The organism is Candidatus Hydrogenedentota bacterium, from assembly GCA_035416745.1.
Classification (GTDB): Bacteria; Hydrogenedentota; Hydrogenedentia; order Hydrogenedentales; family SLHB01; genus UBA2224.
On the sequence record DAOLNV010000038.1, the window covers coordinates 28,064 to 49,137 of the forward strand.

Genomic DNA, 21,074 nt, shown 5'->3' on the forward strand with positions numbered 1-21,074 from the left:
CGGGCATGATCGGCCAGCTTCTCTACCTCGAAGCTGAGGCAGCCGGCGTTCGCGGCACCGGCATTGGCTGCTACTTCGACGACCTCGTGCACAGCGCGCTCGGCCTCGAAAACCGGCAATTCCAGTGCCTCTACCACTTCACGGTCGGCGGCCCCGCCGACGACCCGCGCCTCACCACCCTCCCGCCTTACCCCGCCGCGTAACCGAATACGAACAGGACATACAACGGGGCCCGGAGGCAAATCCCGTCACGCGCCAGAAGGTCCTGCCGGAATTCGCGTATGGGATTCGTGAAGGCTGCCGTGCCCGCTTACGGCTGTGCCTGCGTTTGCGGGGGCGCCAGCCCCTTCACGAACGCGACGAAAGCAGGGTCGTCCCACCGGGCGGATTCGAACTGTTCGTAGAGCAGCGAGCCGTCTTTTGAGAAAAGAAATCCCGAGGGGACTTGGACGTTCTCGAAGAGCGCGGGCTTCTTCTCGCCGAAAGTATACACTGGGAATGTGCAGCCTTGGCGCTTCAGTACCGTCTCGAGTCTCTCCGATTCGCGTGTCGCAATAGCGACAAACCCGATGTTGTCGCCTGCGATGGCGGCATAGAACCGCTCAAGGCTTGGCAACTGGGCTTCGCACTTCGGGCAGGTCGGGGAGAAGAACGTCACGAACAGCGGTTTCCCTTGAAATGAAGCTATATCGACCGGTTTGCCGGCCTGATCGCGGACCTGCCAGTCCCAGGGCATGGGAGTGCCGGGCGGCGACGGCGTCATTATTTTCTTTTCGAGGCTTGCGATGATGCGGTCGTGGAAGAATGCTCCGTAGCCCAGGAAGGCCGCGACCTCGAGCGCCAGCGTCAGCAACACGCCTAAGACGCAGCCCGCCGCAAAGCCTTTCATGCGCGAAGGCTGCGTTGCCGGAGAGAGCTGGTACATGGGCGACGCCGCTGTCGTGGAACCTGTCCACGGCCACGCGAAAGGCAGCAGGAGCAACAGCACAACGTTCTTGCCCACGGACATGGCGGGAGTCATGGCAAGAAACGAGCCAAAACACCCGCATTCCTTGAGATCGTTAAACGCCCACGCGTACACGATCAATCCCGTGAACGCGACCAGAATGACCGCGCTGACCGCGAGCATGAATCGGGTGTGCCATCCTATGAGCAGCGCCCCGCCAAGAAGTATTTCCACAGCAATTGTCGCCGCGGCGACAACTTGCAGGTGCATGTCTTCCCGGACAATGCCGTAGTACGACACCTGTTCGGCGAAGGCAGAAAAGTCGAGGCCTTTCAACACCGCCGAAGCGACAAAAAGCAATCCCAGGACCATGCGAATCGTAACGGAAAACACGCCCGGGCGCGTTTCCGCGGCATTGGTGCTCATAGCAGTTTCTCTCCCCAAGACGCCTCCCGAACCCCTGTGTGCGGGCATCCTCGCGGCGTACCCTTCTCAGCATCAAACCACAACCCGCCGGAATTCGCAATAGCCATGTGATAAGTCATGTATCACGGTGGTATATCACGCGAGCCGGGCGGCCGGGGAGCGCCATGTTGTGGAGATTGCGACCGGGCTGTACCATGGCTCCAAAACGAAACCGACAGGGAGGCTCTATTCGTGGTTCAAGCGCGCAACTTTGCATGGGTGTTGAGCGGCGTAATCCTGGCGTTGCCCTGCGCGGCGGGGGAGGGCGACGCGGCTCCCGGGGCGGCGTACCTTGCCGTGGTGCGCGGATATGCGGACGCCATGATCGCCGGCGGGACGGACAAGTATGGCGATATCACGTCGCCCTTGTTCACGAGCGTGCTCGACCGCGCCACCCTGACCATCCCCGGCGAATTGCCCGAGATGAAAGACATCCGCAAGAGCGACCGCGCATACCAGGGCGGCAACCCCATGCACGACGAGTGCTTTTACCAGCTCTTGTACGAGTTGTCGGACGCCACCGGAGACGCCCGCTATTGCGAGGCGGCGGACGCGTCGCTGAAATGGTTCTTCGAGCACGCGCAAAGCCCGGCGACCGGGTTGCTTGCCTGGGGCGAGCACCTCTACTGGGACTTCAAGAGAGAGGCCATGGGCGGCAACGACAACCACGAGTTTTACCGTCCGTGGGTGCTGTACGAGGCCAGTTACCGCCTTGCGCCCGAAACCATGGCGCGTTTCGCCGAAGGCCTATGGGAACACCAGATCGCCGACCACGAAGCCGGACTGTACAGCCGTCACGCAAAATGGTCCGTGCACGGTCCCGGTACCGGCGCGGAGTTCCCGCGCCACGGCGGGTTCTATATCGCCCAATGGGCTGAGGCCTACAAACGAACGGGGCGCGAGGTCTATTTAACGGCCATCGAAACGCTTCTGGACTACTTCGAGCGGGTCCGGCATCCTGTAAGCCTCGCACTGCCCGCGATCAACCCCCAGAACAAAGATGACGGAGCCATTTGCTGGCCCCTGAGCCAGTTGTCTCTCGCCGTAGACCTCGGCGAGGGCGCGGGCAAGGTTCCCGAGTCCTTGGGCGAACGCATGCGCGCCACCGCCCAGCGGAACGACGTATCGTTTCTGGTCCTGCCCCATGATTTGTCGGCTCCGCAGGGCGGGTTCATAGCCTGGGCGAGACTCGACCTGTCGGACGTGGTGAACGACGAACTCTCGCAAGGGCACACCACCTGCAAGACGTGGGGCACGGGCTATGGCCAGACCACTAATGCCGGCGCGGCGCTGCTGTGTTACGAGCGGTATCTGCAAACCGAGTTGCCGCAGTACCGCCAATTGGTGCTGGATGCGGCGCGCCTCTATCTTGAATCCGACCCGGACCGCGGCATAGAACTGTTTCCCGGCGCGCTTGGCGAAGCCATCTGCCTGCTGGTGGCCGCGCACCGCCTCGATGCCGAGCCGCAATTCCTCGCGCGCGCACAAGTGTTGGCCGGCGAAGCCATCGGCCTGTTCTGGGACGATGGCCCGTTGCCGCGCGCGAGCACGCGTACGGCGCACTACGAGACGATCACTCGTTGCGACACCCTTGCCCGCAGCCTGTTGTTGTTGTGGGGCGAACTGAACGGGCGGCAGATGCCGACGAACTACCTCGACCGCTGAAAGGCTACCCGTTTGGCCGCTGGTGTTGTTTGAGGAATTGGCGGGCCTTGTCCTCGCCCCGGCAGGCGCGCACCGCGTCGAACACGTCGCGAAGGAACCAATCGGGCCACTCGCCCTGGAATACCGCCACGGGCAGAAGCATCAGTCCGGCTTCATACCATCCCGCCGCCAGGTACGCCGCGGCAAAGACGCTGTCGCTCAGCACCAGACGCTGAAACACCTCGGGCACGGCCGCGCGCCCACGCGTCCACGCGTCCAGGGTCTCGAAAAAAGGGTGCCGGGGAGTGCGGCTGTCCACGGCGGCGCGGGGCAGGGACGGGTCCATGAACTTGAGGCGGCGGTACGTGAGGACGCGCGGGAGGGCGCTCTCGAGTTCGGACTGCCACGACCGCGCCCCGAAACGGTTGAGGTTCAGCAGGGTCAGCGCTTCGGGTTCGCGGGTGGTCTTCAATGCCTGTGACAGGCGCAGCCAGAAGACTTCCTGCCGCGAGGCGAGGTCGGGACGGTCGTCGGCAATGCGGTCGAACGGGGCATCGTCCCAGAAACGGGACGGCGGCAGTTCGGCGAGGAACCGGACGAGGGGTTCCAGGCTGTCCTCGGGCACGAGGAGCTTTTCGATTTCGAGCGGGATGGGCCGCGCGATGCGCCGCCAGAACAGGGCTTTCATCCACAAGGCGCCGGTAGCGTTGTGTTCGAGGGCCTTGGTCCAGACGGCGAGCGCGGCGGCATAGTCGCCGCGTCTGCGTAAAAACTCTCCGAGCGCGTCGCGCAGGAGGGGATTTCTCGGGGCCAGGCGCACGGATTGTTCGAAAGCTGCCCGGGCCTTGTCGAATGCGCCCTGCGCTTCGAGCATCTCTCCCCGAAACCGGTGGATGTCCGGGCTGTTTGGGTTCTGTTTGAGCGCTGCGTCAGCCAGTTCGAGGGCCTTGCCGGGGTCCTTGCGGCTGGTCAGCGATGCGAGGCGCGCGAGGCGGAAACTGTCTTCGGGGCCGTCAAACCGGTGCCGCTGGAGCAACGATTCGGCCTGTTTGTGTTTCTCCTGGACGATAAGGGCGTCGGCATCGAGGCCGAGCCATGCCCCCGGATGCGAGCCGCGGTTGCGCCAGAGTTCGCGCACCTCACCGTAGGGTTCGAGGCGTTCTTCGGCAATCCGGGCCTGGCCGACGAGCAAGGACGCGTCTTCCTTGTCTACAAACGCCTTTGCGTTGACGTCGTAGACCCGCGCGAGGCCGCCGATATCGGACAGGTGTGCGCAGACGTCGATTTCAACGCCGGTGAATTCCGGGGTGACGTTGTTGCCGTATTCGTGATGGGCGTTTGCGATCTCTTTCAGGGCCGCGTCGGGCTTGTTGGCTTCGAGGAGGGCCTTGGCTCGAGCAGAGGCCGCGCGCAGGCGTTTCAGACGGCGGTAGGTGCGCCATGAGAGGTATGCGAGAGGTCCGCCAACCACGACCGTCACGATTGCGATGAGCAGGGCCAGTTGCTTTGCCCGCCGCCAGGGGTCAATGCGCCCCAACAGCGCCTGGATGTTGTAATGGCTCATCTCGACCGCCAGGACGCAATCGCTGAAATCGCGGTCTCCGCCCTGGTACATATCTTCGAAGCTGATCACCATATACGGCGAATCCTCGAGCGCCAGCGCGACCATGTGGGGAATGCCGTCTGGGTTGGCCTCGGGCACTGGCGTGTACACCCGGCCCTGATCCTGCGACACGAGGAAGAAGTTCAGGTGCGTGCCGGCTTCAATGCGGCCAAGATCCACGAAATCGCCGGGCTGCAAGAGGAATTCCTCGGTCCGCTCGCCGAACGGCTCCATGGGCAGCTGGGGCGGATCGCCCTTGACCAGCGTAGCGGCCTCGTAGAGCTTCAGCCGGCAGGTCTCGTCCGGAATGAGCAGTTTCGGGTCGCCTTCATCTATTCGGACCCCGGAAAGGTTGATGCCCACCGCATTCTTGTAGCCGCTGGCCTCGCCCACGAAGTAGACACGAACTTTCGTGGTTTCGGTCACCACGAGCCGTTGCGGGTCCAGGACGACGTCGCCGAAATGCTCCGCGATGTTCTGTTGATTGAACTTCTGGCCGGCCGCGACGACAAGCCCGGGAAGCGCATCGCGTTGAAACCGCGCCGATTTCCAGTCGGAGGCCGCCTGCTTCACCGTGTCGTAAAGGGGAAGTCCGTGGGGACGGTTGGCGGATTGGACGGGCGACACGTCAGGCATGCCGCAGCCCGCCGCTATTGCCAGGAAGCCAGCCAGAAAGTGTATGCGGGATACACGCAGCCGCCGGGTCCGGCAATCACCCTGCTTTTCGTACCTGCCCACGGGGCACATCCCCTGGTTGCGGTCTCGCGCGCCGCCAGTTGGCGCTATTGGTCTTCGAACTTCAGGAGATGATAATTCTTTTTGCCTTTGCGCACCACGGCGATACGCTCAGAACACAGGCTGGCCTCGGAGAGGCGGGCGTCCTCGGTTATGCGCTCGTTGTTGAGGTAGACGCCGCCGCTCTTGATGGTCCGGCGCGCCTCACCCTTGCTTGGGAATACCCCACTTTCGACGAGCACGTCGAGCACCGGTTTGCCGCTGGCCAGGGCTTCGCGGGGGAAACGGGTCGAGGGCATCTCGCTGAAGATGTCCTCGAGGGTGGCGTCATCCAGCCCGCTCAACTCGCCGCCGAACATGGCTTCCGACGCTTTGACGGCGTTGGCGAGCTGCTCTCTGCCGTGAATCATGGCGGTGACTTCCTCGGCCAGGCGGCGATGCGCGGCGCGTTTCTCGGGCGCTGCAGCGAGTTCCCCCTCGAGCGCGGCGATCTCTTCCTGCGGCAGGAAGGTGAAGTAGCGCAACAGGCGCGGCACGTCGGCGTCGGCCTGGTTGATCCAGAATTGGTAGAACTTGTAGGGCGAGGTGCGCCCGGCATCGAGCCACACGTTGCCCTGTTCGGACTTGCCGAACTTCGCGCCGTCCGTCTTCGTCACGAGCGGGAAGGTGAGGCCGAACGTCTCGCTCTGGCGCAGGCGGCGGGTCAGATCCATGCCCGCGACAATGTTGCCCCACTGATCGCCGCCGCCTACCTGGAGACGGCACCCGAAGGCGTCGTGCAGGTGGAGAAAGTCGTAGGCCTGAAGCAGGCTATAGGTGAATTCGGTGTACGAGATGCCGTGTTCGCGGTCTTCGAGACGCGCGCGGACCGATTCCTTGGCCAGCATGACGTTGACCGAGAAGTGCTTGCCGATATCGCGCAGAAACTCGACCAGCCGCAACTCGCACAACCAGTCGGCGTTGTTGACCATTAAGGCGGCGTTGCTGCCCTCGAACGACAAGAGTCTGCCGAGCTGCGCCCGGATACCCGCGAGATGGCGCTCGATATTTTCCAGCGTTTGAAGCTTGCGCTCTTCGGATTTGCCGCTCGGGTCGCCGATAAGCCCCGTGCCGCCGCCTACGAGAACGATGGGTTTATGCCCCCGCCGCTGGAAGTGCATCATCCCCATGATCGGCACCAGGTTGCCGATGTGGAGGCTTTCCGCGGTCGGGTCGAACCCGCAGTAAAACGTGAACTGTTCTTTTTCGAGCTGTTCGCCCAGTTCGGGGTGCGTGACCTGGTTCAACAAACCGCGCCATTCAAGTTCATCTATCAGTCGCATGGTGTGTCTCCATGTGAATGCTGCCGCATTCGCCATAAGTATGCCGGCTGCAGGCCGGGTGGTATGAGATAAAAGAGGGGGACCGATCAGGCACGACGGTACAAGCAGAAGACGCCGCCGGCGTCTTCATGAAGCCCTCCCTCGAACTGTCGTCGTGCCGTAATCATGAAGGAATGATAGCAAAGGCTTACGAAACCTTCAACGCGGCCCCAATAAACACGGGACTGGCCCGAGGTTCCGCGGAGCAAAACCGGGTGGTCTGTCGCGCCCGTTCACGGGGTCGTCAATGAGAAGCTAAGGTCGTCCATGGCGCGGCCTTTGCCATCGGTGATGCGGAACACAAAGCCCCAGTTGAGGACTCCGTTGCTGGCCTTGATCAGGATGGGCACGGTGCCCTTGGGAAGGGTGACGGTCACGATATCCCGGTCGAGGATGGCCGAGCCTTCGCAGGGGTAGTCGTAAACGAGCCTTCCGTCGAGCCACATCTTGCCGGCGTCGTTGGTGCCGATACGCAATTGGGCCTCGCGTTCGGCGGGCGACGTGACGTAGCAGCAGGCATAGGCCGTGACGTGGTCCCCCGCCCCGAATGCGCGGGCGAAATCGACGCTGGCGCGGCCCTCGCCCTGATGAAGCTCGCGCCACCGCACGGGACCGCCGGTCCCCTCGTATTCCGCGCTGAAATCGAGCTTCTCCTCGGGAGGATAAACGGCGCGATGCCCCGCGAACCCCTCCGCGCTGGGGAAGGGTCCGATGACCATCCAGTCGACCACCGTGCCGAACGCTTGACGCAGGTTGATATCTTTTCCCTGGGGGTATTGCAGCGCGAGTTCCCAACAGCGTTCGAGTTCGTCCCGGTCCCAGAGGCCTGCCGGCGTGACTTCGATACGGGGCACGTCGTTGGGCCCGACGAACCCGACAAACGCCATGCGTTCGAGCGCGTCCGAATAGTCCCGCAGCTTCTTAGCGCGGAGGTCTGCCGCGAGTGCGGGATAGGGCGCCGTGGCCACCATGGCCTTGTTCGTCAAGACGTCGAGGTACGCCTGGAGCGGTTCTTCGCCGGTGTACTTGTCGGTATTGCGGCCGATGAGCAGGTCGCGGCAGTTGTGGCTGTAGAGCCAGTTGTAGCGCGTCGAGACCATGAGCGACGCAGCATACCCCTGTCGGTACTGCTCGACGGTCAGTCCGGGTTCGAACACGTTCTGGTAGTTGAACCCGAAGGGCCACAGGCCGATCGCGATGGAGCACCGCTCCTGCCAGTATTGCCACGCGCGCGGCGTCAACTGCCGGTGGAACAGGTCGTTGAGCGCCCAGACATAGGCGAACACGTCGCGGATGTTCGTCTCGCGGTAGGTGTGCTCGGTACAGTAATGAATGCCGCCCGGAGCGTTGCGGCGCGCGGCCTCTTCGAGCCACGCATTGTGAATGATGGACCCAAGCCCCAGTCCTTGCTCGGGAAACGTGAGAAACACCATGTCCGGGAATTCCTCGTACAGGATTTCAGCGACCCGGGTCATGCGCTCGCGGATCTTGTCCGCCAGGTCCGCCTTCGTGTAGCCGTCGTAGGAGTAGCCTTCCCAGTCGAACCGGTACTGCTCGCCCACGTACTCGATGTCCAGCGCGATGCCTGTGCAGCCGGTCTCCCGGGCGAATATCGCAAACTGCCGGAAATTGTGATAGGCCTGCTGCCACATCAGCTCGTTGAACCACTCGAAATAGTGGTCGAACGAGACCTTGAGAAAGGTTTCCGCACCGAGAGACGCGCACTTCGCGTTGGCGCGTTTGGCCGCCTGGAACAACTCATCGGACTCGCCGATGGTCCACGGCTTGCCGTCCTGCGCCCAGATGTCGCTGGACCATTCGCGGGCGATGAAGTCGAGGAAGAATGCGGTGACCCCATGTGCCGCCCACGCCTCGGCATCCGCCTCCAGTTCCTCCGGACCCACCGAGAACACAATGGTTTTGGGCGCGGTGAACCCCTCAACGGGGCCATACGCAAGCCCGGGCTCGGGCACGGACAATTCCGCGCCGGGCGGGGGTACGCGGTTGACAAAAGCAGCCGGCCCCTCTCCCGCTGCCGTCAACAACGCTGCGAACAATACCGAGCACGAAACAGTCATGGTGGTCATGTCATGCGGCTCTCCAATACGGAAATCCCACTTGCTCGCCGACAATACGCACAAGTCTTACACGGCCGGCATATCCTATTTCCGGCTCAGGATCATGCCGTCAAACCCAAAGTAATAGCCTGTAGAGCCGGCTGCCTTGCCCACGTTCTTCGCCGTGATCGTGTGTCTGCCTGCAGCGAGTTCGCGCGTGCCCATGTAATGCTCTTTGACGGCGATGGACTGGTTGTAGAGGTCGAGGGCTTTGCCGAGGGGCTGGCCGTCCAGCGAGAACTCGAAGATGCCGTAGTCGTAGGAGTGAGTCAGGACGAGCAAGATATTGTACGTGCCCGCTTCGCCGACGCCGAAACTGAGCGTCAGCGACTTGTCCGGCTCGGCAGGCGTCCAGAAGGCCTGGCCGCCGCCGCTCCAGCCGCCTCCCTCCTGTTTGCCGGGCGCGACCGAATCGGTTACCGCGGACTCAAGCCACTGTTCCGCTTCGAGCATGTTTGCGTAATCGATGCTCAGGCGGTCGTAGGCTGCCGGCAACGCGGGGAAGGGTTTGTGAGGCTCGGTCTGGTACCAGTAGGCGACCGATGAGAAATTGTCCGAGCGTTCGCTGAACCCCGAGATGACCTTGCCTTCTTCATCGAACGCCGCACCCTTGTGTTCAATCTCTACGCGCAAGGACTTCTCGAACACCACCGGGTCCGCGATGTGCCACCGGTAGGCGCTGGTGCGGTTCATGGCTTCGTAACCCTCGAACAGGGGGGTGCCGTAGAACGGCCCGTCTTGTTCGCGGAAGCCCCACGCGTCGCAGAAGTAGTCCTCGGTGCCCGTGCCGCGCAGGCTCGGTTCTTCCTCGCCGTCGATGAAGAAGAAATCGTCGCCCTCGCCGAACCATCCTTCGGTAAGCTGCTCGACGCTGAGCACCGTGCCCACGTAATGCCCGCGGCCCGCGATCTCCGCGATGAGGTAATTCTGTCCCATGACCGTGGGGTATTCCTGGCGGTACATGGCGTGGAAGTAAACGGTGTCCTCAGGCAGGCCGGGAAGTTTCCGCCAATCCACGTAGGAATAAAACGCGTGGACCATCTTGCGGCCCTCGTTGGTGACCGTGATTCGTGCGGATTTGCGGAACGGCATGGGCCAATAGCAGTTCCGCGCGCGGCCCTCGGACGACACTTTGAACGGCAGGGTCACGTAGGGCTTGTCTATTCCGTGGCCGATACCGAAGAAATCGCCGACGGGCGCCTCGACGGACGGCTGTTCCTCGCCGTCCCAATACATGCGCAGAACCAGGAGGCGCGAATAACCCCGCTCGTCGGCCGCGATGGTGTTCCAGAGGTGTCGGATCTCGCCGGGCCCCTCGAGCTCGGCCAGCACGAGCGTTTCGCCCGGGGGAACGCGGCGCGCGTCGCCGTTGCCGTTATGCCAGTCGGGATCGCTGGTCGACGATCGCATGGTGCGGCCCGGCTGGAGCCGGGTAAGGTCCTGCATTTCTCCGAAAGCGATGGCGTTGCCCGCGAACGCCGCCGTACCGGCCAGCGCCGCGACCAGAAACACGCAAACGATGTGACGTTTCATGGAAGGTCCCTCCGCGTTGTGTAGTGTGATTCTTCCGCAGCAACCCGGTCCCCAGAATACACCGGAACGCGCTTGCGAAGAAACTTGCGTTGCTGAGCAAGGCGCCCGGGATGCGTCAGACGCGCAGGACTGGCCAAACCAGACCCATCAAGCCCGCATCCTCTTAAGGATATGCTGCATGATGTTGTTTGCGATTTCTTCTTCGCCAAGAAACACCACGCCGACGTGTTCGCGCTCCAGGAGGTCCGCCTCCATTTCGCTGAACGCGGGGACCACGATCTCGATGGCGGGGTTAAGCCTCTTGGCGAGTTCAGCGATCTTTGGCGCCTTCAGGGTGTCCGGCGTGGCAATCACCAGCATAGCCGCGCGCGCCACATGGGCCTGCGCGAGCACCATGGCGTCAGAAGCGTCGCCAACAACCGCGGGCACGTTGCGATCACGGAGCTTCTGGACTATCTCCCGGTCCCGGTCGATGATCACGAACGGCACCCCGCGCGGCTCGAGTTTGTCACAGATGCGCCGTCCGATGTGTCCAAACCCGATGACAACGACCTGTTTGGAGAGGAATTTCTCGTCGGTGGTCTGGGGCAACATCGCCAGGGGGTCGTCCATGGGTTCGCGCTGGCGAACCCTGGGCCGCGGCGAGAGAATCGCGTCGCCAGCCTCGCGCAGCGCCGCCGGGTCGCCGATCATGAGGAGGGTATCGTAGGGCTCGATACGCGTCTGTCCCCTGGGTACTACAAACTCCTCACCCCGGCCGATCAGGAGAATCAAGACGCCGGGGGGAATGTCGAGATCGGCGATGGTGCGCCCGGCGGCGGCCATGGTGGGGAGTACCTCGAGTTCGCGTGTTTCTCCTTGAACCTGGCCGCTGCGTTGAATCTCGAGCGAATATCGGGGAATGGGCGGCAACGGCTCGTCCACCTTAAGCCACCGGGCTACCGGCATCAGAAATGTGCCTTGGACGAGCACGGAGGTCAGCACGATGAAAAAGACGATGTTAAACACCATGGCGGATTGCGAGTAGCCCGCCATGAGGGGAAATGTGGCCAATACGATGGGGACCGCGCCGCGAAGGCCGGTCCACGCGGCCAACCCGCGTTCCCGCCAGGAGAAGTCGCTGCCCAGCAGCCCGATGGCCACGGCGGCGGGCCGCGCCACGGCCATCAGGAACAGAACGATTGGGACGGCCGTCAAGGCGATTTTCGGGAGCTGTGACGGAAAAACCAACAAGCCCAGAACGAGGAACAGGACGATCTGCATGAGCCAGGCAATGCCATCGTGAAACTTCACCACGTAGCGGTGGTAGTTGAATCTCGAGGCGTTCAGCATTATGCCGCAGAGATAGACGGCAAGGTAGCCGTTGCACGCGATGTATTGCGTCATGCCGAAAGTGAGCAAGACCACGCTGATGCTGAGCACGGGGTACAGGCCCTCGTAGCCCAGCCGTATCCGGTTGAACAGGAGAGCCGCCAGCTTGCCTGCCAGCAGTCCCAGGGCGATCCCGCCCAGCATGTTCCACACAAGGGCCGGGATGAGATACGCCCACCGAAAATCGGGCTCCATCAACATCCGCGTTATGCCCGCGGTGAGGAAGATGGCCATGGGATCATTGCTCCCTGACTCGAGTTCGAGCAGGGGTTTCAGGTTGCCCTTGAGACTTACCCCGCGCCGGCGCAGCACGGCAAACACGGCCGCGGCATCCGTCGAGGAGACGATGGCCCCAACGAGGAGACCGGTCAGAAGCTCGAAATCCAATACGAGCCAGGCGAACAAACCGACCAGACCCGCGGTTAAGACCACGCCGACAGTCGAGAGAAGGATCCCGCGCTTGATGACCGGGCGTATGACGCGCCAGTTCGTGTCCAGCCCGCCCGAGAACAGTATGAAGGCCAGCGCGATGGTCCCCACGAGATTGGCGGCTTGCGTGTTGGTGAACTGGATGCCGCCCGGGCCATCCGACCCCGCCAGCATGCCAATGCAGAGGAACACGATCAGTGTCGGCACGCCCGCGCGGTCCGAAACACGGCTGGCCAAAATGCTGGCGAGAACGAGAAACCCGATCACCAGAAGAATCAAAGCGGGATCGATCATACGCGGGGCATTTTCCGTTGATTCACCTCTAGCCGCCTGAGCCAGCAGCGCCATTATCTGTCCGCAAGGGCGGATGACAGTTTGTTGAGCATGATAGCAGAGTCACTATGCGTACGCCATGAACGAAGAACACCCCGAATCGCCGAATAAGACGGCGATTGGGGTAACCACGCGGCAGCAAAAGGGCGGCGGCTGCCAACCTGCATTGGCGGCACGGCGCCCCTCGCTCCGGAGCGCCGTTGGCGCTCCGGAACGGGAAATCATTCAGCGAATACGCCGGCCTGCCGATACCCCAGGACGCATTGTGTCTTGTCCGTCCTTTCTGTCCTTGCGGTCCTGCTGTCCCTTGTGTCATTTCTGTCCCTTTTGTCCGGTGGGTTTCCAGGGGCCGCCAATGTCCGAGGTAAGATATTGGCGCGTAAGAGGGCCATGTTTCGGGCCTTCAGCCCTCCCTGTTTGTTTGATGCCGTTTACCTGGCCCTTCAGGCCAGGCTGGTATGTCTCGCGCCTTCGGCGCTGAAGAGGGGGAATCCGTGCATTGGGGGAGGATGTTTCGCGCCGTTGGCGCTGAAGAGGAGGAAGCCGTGGGCCTGCCAGGATGTTTTGTGCCGTTGGCGCTCCGGAGGTCCCATGCCCCCGCCGAAGGCGCTCAAACGCAATACCGGCGCGCCGCTCTTATCTGACCCCATGCGTGTGTCGAAATCCAGCCCAGTGCCGCGAATACGAAAGTGTCTGCGCTGCCTTGCTTCAGATTGCGCGGGATTCTGGGCCGGTCCCGATTGGAAATGCGCCGCTGGAGGCCGCTGCGGTCGGTCGGGGCGGGCTATCTCGCGCGTTCGACGAAGCGTTGGCGGTAGGCGAGCGGGGTCATCATGCGCCGCACGTGGAACACCCGCTCGAAGTGCGAGACGTCCGCAAAGCCCAGCGAGTAGGCTATCTCTGAAATGGATTGGCGCGTATGCAATAGCAGCCAGGAGGCGTGCTGAATGCGCCGGCGCTGGAAATACTGGGACGGGGAGCTTCCCACGGCTTTCCTGAATTCGCGCGAGAAATAGCCCGGCGACAGCCCGCATTGCCCGGCCAATTGCGATACGCGGAGGGGCTCGTTCGAGGCGGCGTGATTTTCGATGATTCTGAGCGCCTGCGTGATTGGGCGGCTCAACCATCGAAACGAGCCGCTCTTTTCATCCTCGGCATAGGACCGTCCCACCGTGAGCATCAGTTTGTCCATGCACCGCCGGAGGTAGAGCAGCGACGGGTCTTCGCGTTCCAACTCGAGCGCCATCGCCCGCATTTCTTCGAAACATACGGCGAACTCCCCTTCACTCAGCCTGTGATGCGTCACCAGGAACACGCTGGCGCACGCCGGGGTGTCCAGCGCCAGAAAAAGCTGCAGCAGGCCCGGCGCTCCCCACAGGTCCTCCGAGCCGTGCATAAACCACTCCGACAAACACACGCACGCGATCCGGTGCATGCCATCGATCCGTTCAAAGGCATGGGGCTGCCCCGGAGCAATGAGAATCATGTCTCCCCGCTCTACAGGCGTCACGTAATGCTGGGTGCGGTGTATGGCTCTTCCGCTGACGATCAGCTGCAGCTCCAGGTGATCGTGTGCGTGTGCCCCTATTTCCGGCGTGTTTTCAAGAGGCGTCTTCTTTGTCCCTGCTTGCCACGCAGGGTCATGGAAGGAAGCGGGAGCCTCGCCGTCCGAGTGCGTGTACGCATTAGCCTGCACCACTATCGGACGTTTCGCCGACAGGTTGTGCCGGATCCGAAGGATAGTCCGTTCCGGAATTATGTTAGAGGGCGGATTAATTATAAAAATCCTTTCAAAGCGTTCAATACTAACTGAGCCCTTACTGCTACTATCGTAGACAGTAGAGGTGCATAGTGCCGATACTTTTGTCCGTATACCTTGGGAGGCAGTATAGACCGCGTGTGGTGCCGAGCGCAAGCCCCCGGGCGGCGGAAAACGGAGAGTTGAACCCCTAACGTTCTGTTCGTATTCGGCTTAGGGACGAGGCCGAATTTCGGGCAGAGCGTTTATTGAGAATAGCGCTTCGGCTTTCCGGGGTACCGGATGAGGTCAAAGGGCTTGTTTTGGCGGCAGAATGGGTCTGCCGCATGTGAGTCAGCAGGGGGGAATGGCTGAGGGGTTGTTGCCATTCCCGGCGCCAGGCTGCCCCACTGACGATGAAGAGAGGAGCGATGCGGGCAATTGTTTGTACCTGTCGAGTTTCTTTGTGATTATTTCGAAGGGCTGAGCAATAGCATGGCATTGAAGGCAAGGAGCAAAATCAGGCATTTCGAGTTCGGAAGAACTTCAGGGAGTTAACACGATGATATCTAAGAAAGGCTTCACACTCATCGAATTGCTGGTGGTGATCGCGATCATCGGCATTCTGGCCGCGATTCTTCTGCCGGCACTGGCGCGGGCCCGCGAGGCAGCGCGGCGTTCGAGTTGCCAGAATAACCTCAAGCAATGGGGTATCGTCTGCAAGATGTTCGCCAACGAGTCGAAAGGCGAAGTGTGGCCCTTCTGCAGCTTTGACCACACAAACACCGACGCCAATATAGCGGACAAGAAGATGGCCGTGGCGATGGGCATGTGGCAGGTGTCTCCGGAATACTGCACGGACGTGATGATCAATGCGTGCCCGTCGGCCGGACGGTATGACGACTACAAGGCGACGGACTTCACGCTGGCCCGCAACGTGCTGGGCGGCTGCGATGTAAACGTCGTCACCTATGCCACCACCAATAAAGAGCAGGATAACCCCTGCTTTGGCAAGCAAGCTGCCCCCCGGGTTGTCGAGCCGCTGGTAGGCTCCGGAACCGCCAGGGCGCGTTTCTACGATTGCGGTCTGAATCCGAATGCGTGCGCGCCGTACTGGCACACGGACCTGTATTTCAGCCGGTTCACCGATGTCCGCAGCTACCGGTATAACGGCAAGTTGATTATGCAGAGCTGGATGAACAACACGATCGAAGACTACTACGCCGTCGGCTGCTATATCCAGGGCAGCGGCTCTTACAACACGGCAGACAACAACATTCGGTGGAAGAACAGAAACAATGACTTCACCGTGACGCTGCCGTCGGGCAAAGAGATCACCATTCGCCGGTTGCGTGAAGGCATCGAGCGGTTCTGCATCACCGACATCAACAATCCCGCGGGCTCGGCACTGGCCCAGTCGGAAATCGTTTGCATGTACGACGAGAGCCGTGCGTATGGCACCACGACCGGTGGCGCCGTCGATGCCAACCGGTTCAACCACATTCCGGGCGGCATGAACATCCTGTTCATGGATGGTCACGTGGAATGGGCACGGTATCACGGAAGCGACCTCTGGCCGGTCAACGAATTTGCCTACAGGTACCCGCCCGGCATCACTTCCGGCATGGACTTTCCGTGATCCTGTACAATGGCGCACATCGCGTAGCCGCCGCGTAAGCGGGGCTGTGCGGACATAGTGGAAGCAGTAAACGAGGAGTGCCGGGTGCAGCAATGTGCCCGGTGCTCCTTAATTTTGGGGACACAATACTCAATTATGATTACTGCGCCCGCGAGAGTATCATCTCTCGTCTACGTTTTATCCTCTGATATGAAGAATTGAGTATTGTGTCCCCAAAACTACCTTGCGGCCATGGTGCGTTGTAGTTTATGCTTCGGCCTCTGACAACAACGACTACTGTGGTAGGGGCTATATGGGGTCCCGCAGAGATTAGCGTTGCCGGCGGTTTCGCGTCGCCGGCGCCGACAGATATCTGAGCCGGGGGTCAATCTTTCCATTCGTCAGAGCAACCGAGGGAGGAGCCGCATGCAACGCGCACGCATTATTGGTACCGGGGCATTCTTGCCGGAGACCGTCTGGTCGAACGAGAAACTCGCGGCCATGATAGATACGTCGGATGAGTGGATCCGCAAGCGGACGGGCATAGGCCAACGGCACCTTGCGGGGCCCGGCGAGGGAGCGTCCGATCTTGCGGTCCCGGCAGTCCGGCAAGCCCTGGATGCCGCGGGGCTGAAGGCCGGGGAACTCGAACTCATTGTGTGTTGCACGACGACGCCGGATTACCTGTTTCCCGCGACGGCATGCATCATCCAGACTGCGCTCGGAGCGTGTAACGCCGCGGCCTTCGATGTGAACGCGGCTTGCTCGGGCTTTCTTTACGGGCTTTCATCAGCAAACGCATACATTCTTTCGGGGATGTATCGGACGATTGCGGTCGTGGGGGCGGAGTCGGCCACGAACCGGCTGAATTGGGAAAGGCGGGATACGTCGGTCTTGTTCGGTGATGGAGCCGGCGCGGTGGTTCTCCGTGCGGAAGAAGGCGAGCGGGGAATTCTCTCCACGTATCTCGGGGCAGATGGTTCCGGCGCGGACCTGCTGATCCGTCTTGCGGGCGGCTCGAAGTTTCCGATTACGAAGGACAACGCGGGCGGGCCCGATTGCGACGTGCAGATGAAAGGCCCCGAACTGTTCAAGCGGGCGGCCGTGCTGTTCGAGGATGCGTCCCGAAAGGCCATTGAACGCGCTGGACTGCAATTGGACGACGTAGACCTCTTTGTGCCGCATCAGGCCAACGCCCGCATCATCAAGGCGGCTGCAGCACGCCTCGGATTGCCCGAGGAAAAGGTGATGCTGAACATCGAGAAGGTCGCCAATACGACGGCCGCATCCATCCCGCTTGCTTTGCACGAGGCGGCCGCGGCGGACCGTATACGCGAGGGCGGGGTGGTTCTCCTCGCGTCGTTCGGCTCGGGGCTCACCTGGGGGGCTGCCGTTGTCCGATGGTAACGGGGCCGGCGCCGCCGGAGCGGTTCAAGGGCATTTCGCTTCGCGCTCGCGGTTATGTTATCGCGGCTCGCGAATGCGTACGCGGCGGCCGTCCACCTGGAGGCGGCCTTCCGCGAAGAGCCGGATCGCCTTGGGATACAGCTCGCGTTCTTTCGCCTGGACCCGCGCGGCCAGGGATTCGGGCGTATCGTCGTCCAGCACCGGCACGGTATCCTGGAGGATGATCGGTCCGGCGTCGTATTCGTTGTTGGCGAAATGCACCGTTGCGCCCGACACCTTGACCCCATAGCCGATGACGGCTTCGTGCACGTGATGGCCGTACATGCCGTGGCCGCAGAACGCCGGAATCAATGCTGGATGGACGTTCATGACCCGGTTTTCGAAGTCGGGCGGGATCTCGAGCAAGCTCATGAAACCCGCCAATACGACCAGTTCGGCGCCGTGTTTTCGCACCGTGCCCCAGAGCTCCGTATTGAACGCCGCCGCGCTGCCGTAATTCTTGCGCACAATCGGGATTGCGGGGATGCCGTGCTTGCGCGCCCGCTCGAGGCCGTAGGCGTCAGGCCGCGAACTGATAACGCACACGAATTCGAGGTCGAGCTCCCCCGCGCCGGACCGGTCGAGCAGATTCTGCAGGGTGGTACCGCTTCCGGACAACAACACCGCGATTTTGAGTGCCATGACATTTACCCCATCGAAGTATTCGCCAACGCATTGTCCTCGAGAAACGAGACGCAAACGTTCATGCATCAGGCCATTGGCCAGTATAGACTTCCGTGGCGGGACCTTCCTGATACACAAAGCCGTCGTCCGCCCATTCCACGGTGAGATGCCCGTACACAAGGTGGACGTTCACGCGGCGGTTGATCCGGCCGGTGAGCATCGCCGCCAGAGCGGCGCCGCACGAGCCGCTGCCGCTTGCCATGGTAATCCCGCTGCCCCGTTCCCAGATGCGCATGACGATGTTATCCCGGTCGTGTACCGTGACGAACTCGACGTTTGTCCGCTGTGGGAAAGAGGGGTGGTTTTCGAGCTGGGGCCCGATTTCCGCGAGCGGGACCGCCGCCGCGTCGTCGACAAAAATGACGGTGTGGGGGTTGCCGATGTTGACGCATGTCACGACAAACGTGTGACCCGGGATGGCCAGCTTTTCTTCGATGACCCGGCCGGGAGGCCCCAGCATGGGAATCTCGCTCCGTTCGAAGCGCGGCTTTCCCATGTTCGAGCGGACCGAGGTGACCACGCCTTCATCCGTGGTGGCGAGTTCGACGCGGTTAGGGCCGGCGCCCGTGAGGATTACGAACGCCTTCTCGTGGGTCATGCGGCGGTCAAACACATATTTTGCGAAACAGCGGATGCCGTTTCCGCAGGTTTCGGCTTCGCTTCCGTCGGCGTTGAAGATACGCATGGCGAAATCGGCGCCGCCCTCGCCGGGCAATACCAGGATGATGCCATCGGCGCCTGCGCCCAGATGGCGGTGGCTCATCGCGCGCGCGAGTTCGGACGGGTCTTCAACCGGGCAATGTTCCGCGTCGATAAACAAATAATCATTGCCCAATCCGTGCATCTTCGTGAATTCAATGGCCATGACGCTACCTCTGTGCCAATGCCCGTCCGGGCGCTGCTTCGCGCCGGCAAAGACGCCCCGGCCTCGCGGGGTCAGGCCGGCTGTTCCATAGCCCCGCGAATCAGGCGGTCGAGCAGGTCAGGAAAGGGGATCCCCGCCGCGGCGGCCGCCTGGGGGAACAACGACGTTTCCGTCATGCCGGGTATGGTGTTAACCTCGAACCAAACGGGCCGGTCATTTACGAGAATCATATCACTCCGGCTCAGGCCTCGACAACCTATCGCCGCGTGAACGCGCACGGCAACGTCCTGCGCCGCTCTGGTGCTTTCCGGGGAGATGCGGGCGGGCGTGATTTCCTGGCAGGCGCCGGGAGTGTATTTCGCGGTGTAATCGAAATACGCCGATGTGACGGGGCAGATCTCGGTGACGGGGAGGGCTTCGGGCGGCGCGCCGGGGGTGGCATCGAGCACGCTGCACGTGACCTCCACGCCTTTGAGGTACTGTTCAATAAGGACCGTGTCGTCGAAGGCAAACACGTTCAGCAGGGCATCGCGAAACTCGCGGATCTCCCGCGGGATCGCCATCCCCAGGCTCGAGCCCTGGCAGGGACTCTTCAGCACACAGGGAAACCCGAGTTCGGTGTGCACGCGTTTGAGGACGGTTTCGTGGTCCGCGTCCCATAATGCGCGCGTGACTACGATGTCGCGGGCCACGGGTATCCCGGCCTGCGCAACCACCGCTTTCGAGCGTATCTTGTCGATGGCGAGGGCGCTGGCGCCACAGCCCGAACCAACGTATGGGATGGCCAACATGTCGAACAGCCCTTGAATGCGGCCGTCTTCGCCATACGGGCCGTGCAGAGCGATGAAGATGCAGTCCAGCGCCAGTTCGTGGATGCGCGAAAGGGCATCGCTTATGTGGCAGGGCCGCTCGTTGAAGATCTTCCACTTGCCTTCAGGGGTGATGATGATGGGGAGCGCGTCGTAGAACTCGCGGTCGAGATTGCCCGCGACCATGGCCCCCGAGCGCAGCGATACCTCGTGTTCCGAACTCACGCCGCCCATCACGACGGCAACCTTGCGTCTAGCCATATGTCATCCTTTTCCGCGCGGTGTGTTTTGGCGTGGATAGTATACCCGGCGGCCGGGCGAAAGTTTCCCGAGGGCTCAAATCAAGCTTGTCGAGAAGTACCGTTCCGCGCGGTCGGGGAGCACCGTCGCGATGACTGCGTTCGGGCCCCGGCGCTTGGAGACCTCGATCGCGGCCCAGACATTCGCGCCGGAAGACACCCCGACGAGGAGACCGCCTTCGCGCGCCAGCAGGCGGGCCGTCGCAATGGCATCGTCATCGGTAACCTCGATGACGGTATCCACGAGCGAAGTATCCAGTATCTTGGGCACGAAACCGTCGCCGATCCCCTGGATCTTGTGCAATCCGGGTTCATGCCCGAGCAAAGCCGACACATTCTTTGGTTCGACGGCCACAATCTCGGTTTTGGGGTCGCGTTCTTTCAAGAAGGACCCCACGCCCTGCAACGTGCCGCCCGAGCCAAGACCCGAGACAAACGCATCGACATGGTGGTCCAACTGGCTCCAGGTTTCGGGCCCCGTCGTGATGAAATGGATCTTCGCGTTGTCGGGGTTCTCAAATTGTTGCGGCACGTAAATGGACGAGTCCGCGGTGCGGCGGCGTTCGACCTCTTGCACGGCCCCGTCGATGCTTAGCTCGGGCGATGTCAGGACAAGCGTTGCGCCCAGGGCAACGATGATCTTCTTGCGTTCTTCGCTCATGTTTTCGGGCATGACAATGGTGACCGGGTAACCCATGCGGCGTCCCACCAGGGCAATCCCGATGCCGGTGTTGCCCGAGGTGGGTTCCATAATGCTCATGCCCGGTTTCAAATCGCCGCGGCGAACCGCCTCCTCGAGCATGAAACGCGCGACCCGGTCCTTGATGCTTCCGCCCGGGTTGAGGTACTCCGCCTTGGCAAAAATGGATGCCCCCGTCATGTCCTTGAGGCAGACAATAGGGGTGTTGCCGATTTGGTCCAGAACATTTTTCGAATACATGGAGTGCTCCTTATGAAGTCATCTTATAGAAGGCCACCAGCTTATGAGCGGAAGGCGTCCATTGTCAAACCGCGGGAAGACGTTCCGCCGCGCCAAGGACCGGGCAGGGCGGGAAGCCTCTCAAAACCACAGCCTGCG

General features: G+C 61.8%; 15 protein-coding genes. 4 read left to right on the forward strand and 11 right to left on the reverse strand.

Annotated elements, in window-relative coordinates:
• Positions 1 to 203: nitroreductase (locus PLJ71_12630; GenBank protein ID HQM49524.1), on the forward strand; the 203-nt coding region annotated here is incomplete at its 5' end.
• 107 nt (positions 204 to 310) lie between these two features.
• Here PLJ71_12630 and PLJ71_12635 read toward each other — a convergent pair.
• Positions 311 to 1,372, reverse strand: a complete 1,062-nt coding sequence (locus tag PLJ71_12635; protein HQM49525.1) for a TlpA disulfide reductase family protein — start codon at positions 1,370 to 1,372, stop codon at positions 311 to 313.
• 231 nt (positions 1,373 to 1,603) lie between these two features.
• Between PLJ71_12635 and PLJ71_12640 the strand changes: the two genes are divergently transcribed.
• Entirely contained in the window at positions 1,604 to 3,076 is a 1,473-nt protein-coding gene (locus PLJ71_12640; protein HQM49526.1) for a hypothetical protein, read from the forward strand.
• Positions 3,077 to 3,080: 4 nt separating this feature from the next.
• On the opposite strand, the gene PLJ71_12645 is transcribed toward PLJ71_12640, so the two are convergent.
• The 6 genes from PLJ71_12645 to PLJ71_12670 form a co-directional block, all read right to left on the reverse strand.
• On the reverse strand, positions 3,081 to 5,396 hold the full coding sequence (locus tag PLJ71_12645; protein HQM49527.1) for a tetratricopeptide repeat protein: 2,316 nt from the start codon (positions 5,394 to 5,396) through the stop codon (positions 3,081 to 3,083).
• Positions 5,397 to 5,440: 44 nt separating this feature from the next.
• Entirely contained in the window at positions 5,441 to 6,715 is a 1,275-nt protein-coding gene (tyrS, locus tag PLJ71_12650) for a tyrosine--tRNA ligase (GenBank protein ID HQM49528.1), read from the reverse strand.
• Between the two features lie 272 nt (positions 6,716 to 6,987).
• The gene (locus tag PLJ71_12655; GenBank protein ID HQM49529.1) at positions 6,988 to 8,841 is read right to left on the reverse strand and encodes a hypothetical protein; all 1,854 of its coding nucleotides are present in this window, start codon (positions 8,839 to 8,841) and stop codon (positions 6,988 to 6,990) included.
• A gap of 75 nt (positions 8,842 to 8,916) precedes the next feature.
• Positions 8,917 to 10,404, reverse strand: a complete 1,488-nt coding sequence (locus PLJ71_12660) for a DUF2961 domain-containing protein (GenBank protein ID HQM49530.1) — start codon at positions 10,402 to 10,404, stop codon at positions 8,917 to 8,919.
• A 147-nt stretch (positions 10,405 to 10,551) separates the two neighbouring features.
• On the reverse strand, positions 10,552 to 12,498 hold the full coding sequence (locus PLJ71_12665) for a potassium/proton antiporter (protein ID HQM49531.1): 1,947 nt from the start codon (positions 12,496 to 12,498) through the stop codon (positions 10,552 to 10,554).
• An 823-nt stretch (positions 12,499 to 13,321) separates the two neighbouring features.
• Complete coding sequence (locus tag PLJ71_12670) at positions 13,322 to 14,233, reverse strand: AraC family transcriptional regulator (protein ID HQM49532.1); 912 nt, start codon at positions 14,231 to 14,233, stop codon at positions 13,322 to 13,324.
• A gap of 604 nt (positions 14,234 to 14,837) precedes the next feature.
• On the opposite strand from PLJ71_12670, the gene PLJ71_12675 reads away from it, so the two are divergent.
• Together PLJ71_12675 and PLJ71_12680 are read left to right on the forward strand one after the other, a co-directional pair.
• Positions 14,838 to 15,914 (forward strand): prepilin-type N-terminal cleavage/methylation domain-containing protein, encoded by a 1,077-nt coding sequence (locus PLJ71_12675; GenBank protein ID HQM49533.1) that lies wholly within the window; start codon positions 14,838 to 14,840, stop codon positions 15,912 to 15,914.
• Between the two features lie 405 nt (positions 15,915 to 16,319).
• A complete protein-coding gene (locus tag PLJ71_12680; protein ID HQM49534.1) occupies positions 16,320 to 17,300 on the forward strand; it encodes a beta-ketoacyl-ACP synthase III in 981 nt (326 codons plus the stop codon).
• Between the two features lie 57 nt (positions 17,301 to 17,357).
• Here the strand turns inward: PLJ71_12680 and purN are convergent, their stop codons facing one another.
• The 4 genes from purN to cysK form a co-directional block, all read right to left on the reverse strand.
• Positions 17,358 to 17,981 (reverse strand): phosphoribosylglycinamide formyltransferase, encoded by a 624-nt coding sequence (gene purN / locus PLJ71_12685; GenBank protein ID HQM49535.1) that lies wholly within the window; start codon positions 17,979 to 17,981, stop codon positions 17,358 to 17,360.
• A 61-nt stretch (positions 17,982 to 18,042) separates the two neighbouring features.
• Complete coding sequence (dapF, locus tag PLJ71_12690; GenBank protein HQM49536.1) at positions 18,043 to 18,882, reverse strand: diaminopimelate epimerase; 840 nt, start codon at positions 18,880 to 18,882, stop codon at positions 18,043 to 18,045.
• A gap of 77 nt (positions 18,883 to 18,959) precedes the next feature.
• Positions 18,960 to 19,958, reverse strand: coding sequence for a D-alanine--D-alanine ligase (locus PLJ71_12695; GenBank protein ID HQM49537.1), 999 nt, complete (start codon positions 19,956 to 19,958; stop codon positions 18,960 to 18,962).
• Positions 19,959 to 20,033: 75 nt separating this feature from the next.
• Positions 20,034 to 20,936, reverse strand: coding sequence for a cysteine synthase A (cysK, locus tag PLJ71_12700; protein HQM49538.1), 903 nt, complete (start codon positions 20,934 to 20,936; stop codon positions 20,034 to 20,036).
• Positions 20,937 to 21,074: the final 138 nt, after the last annotated feature.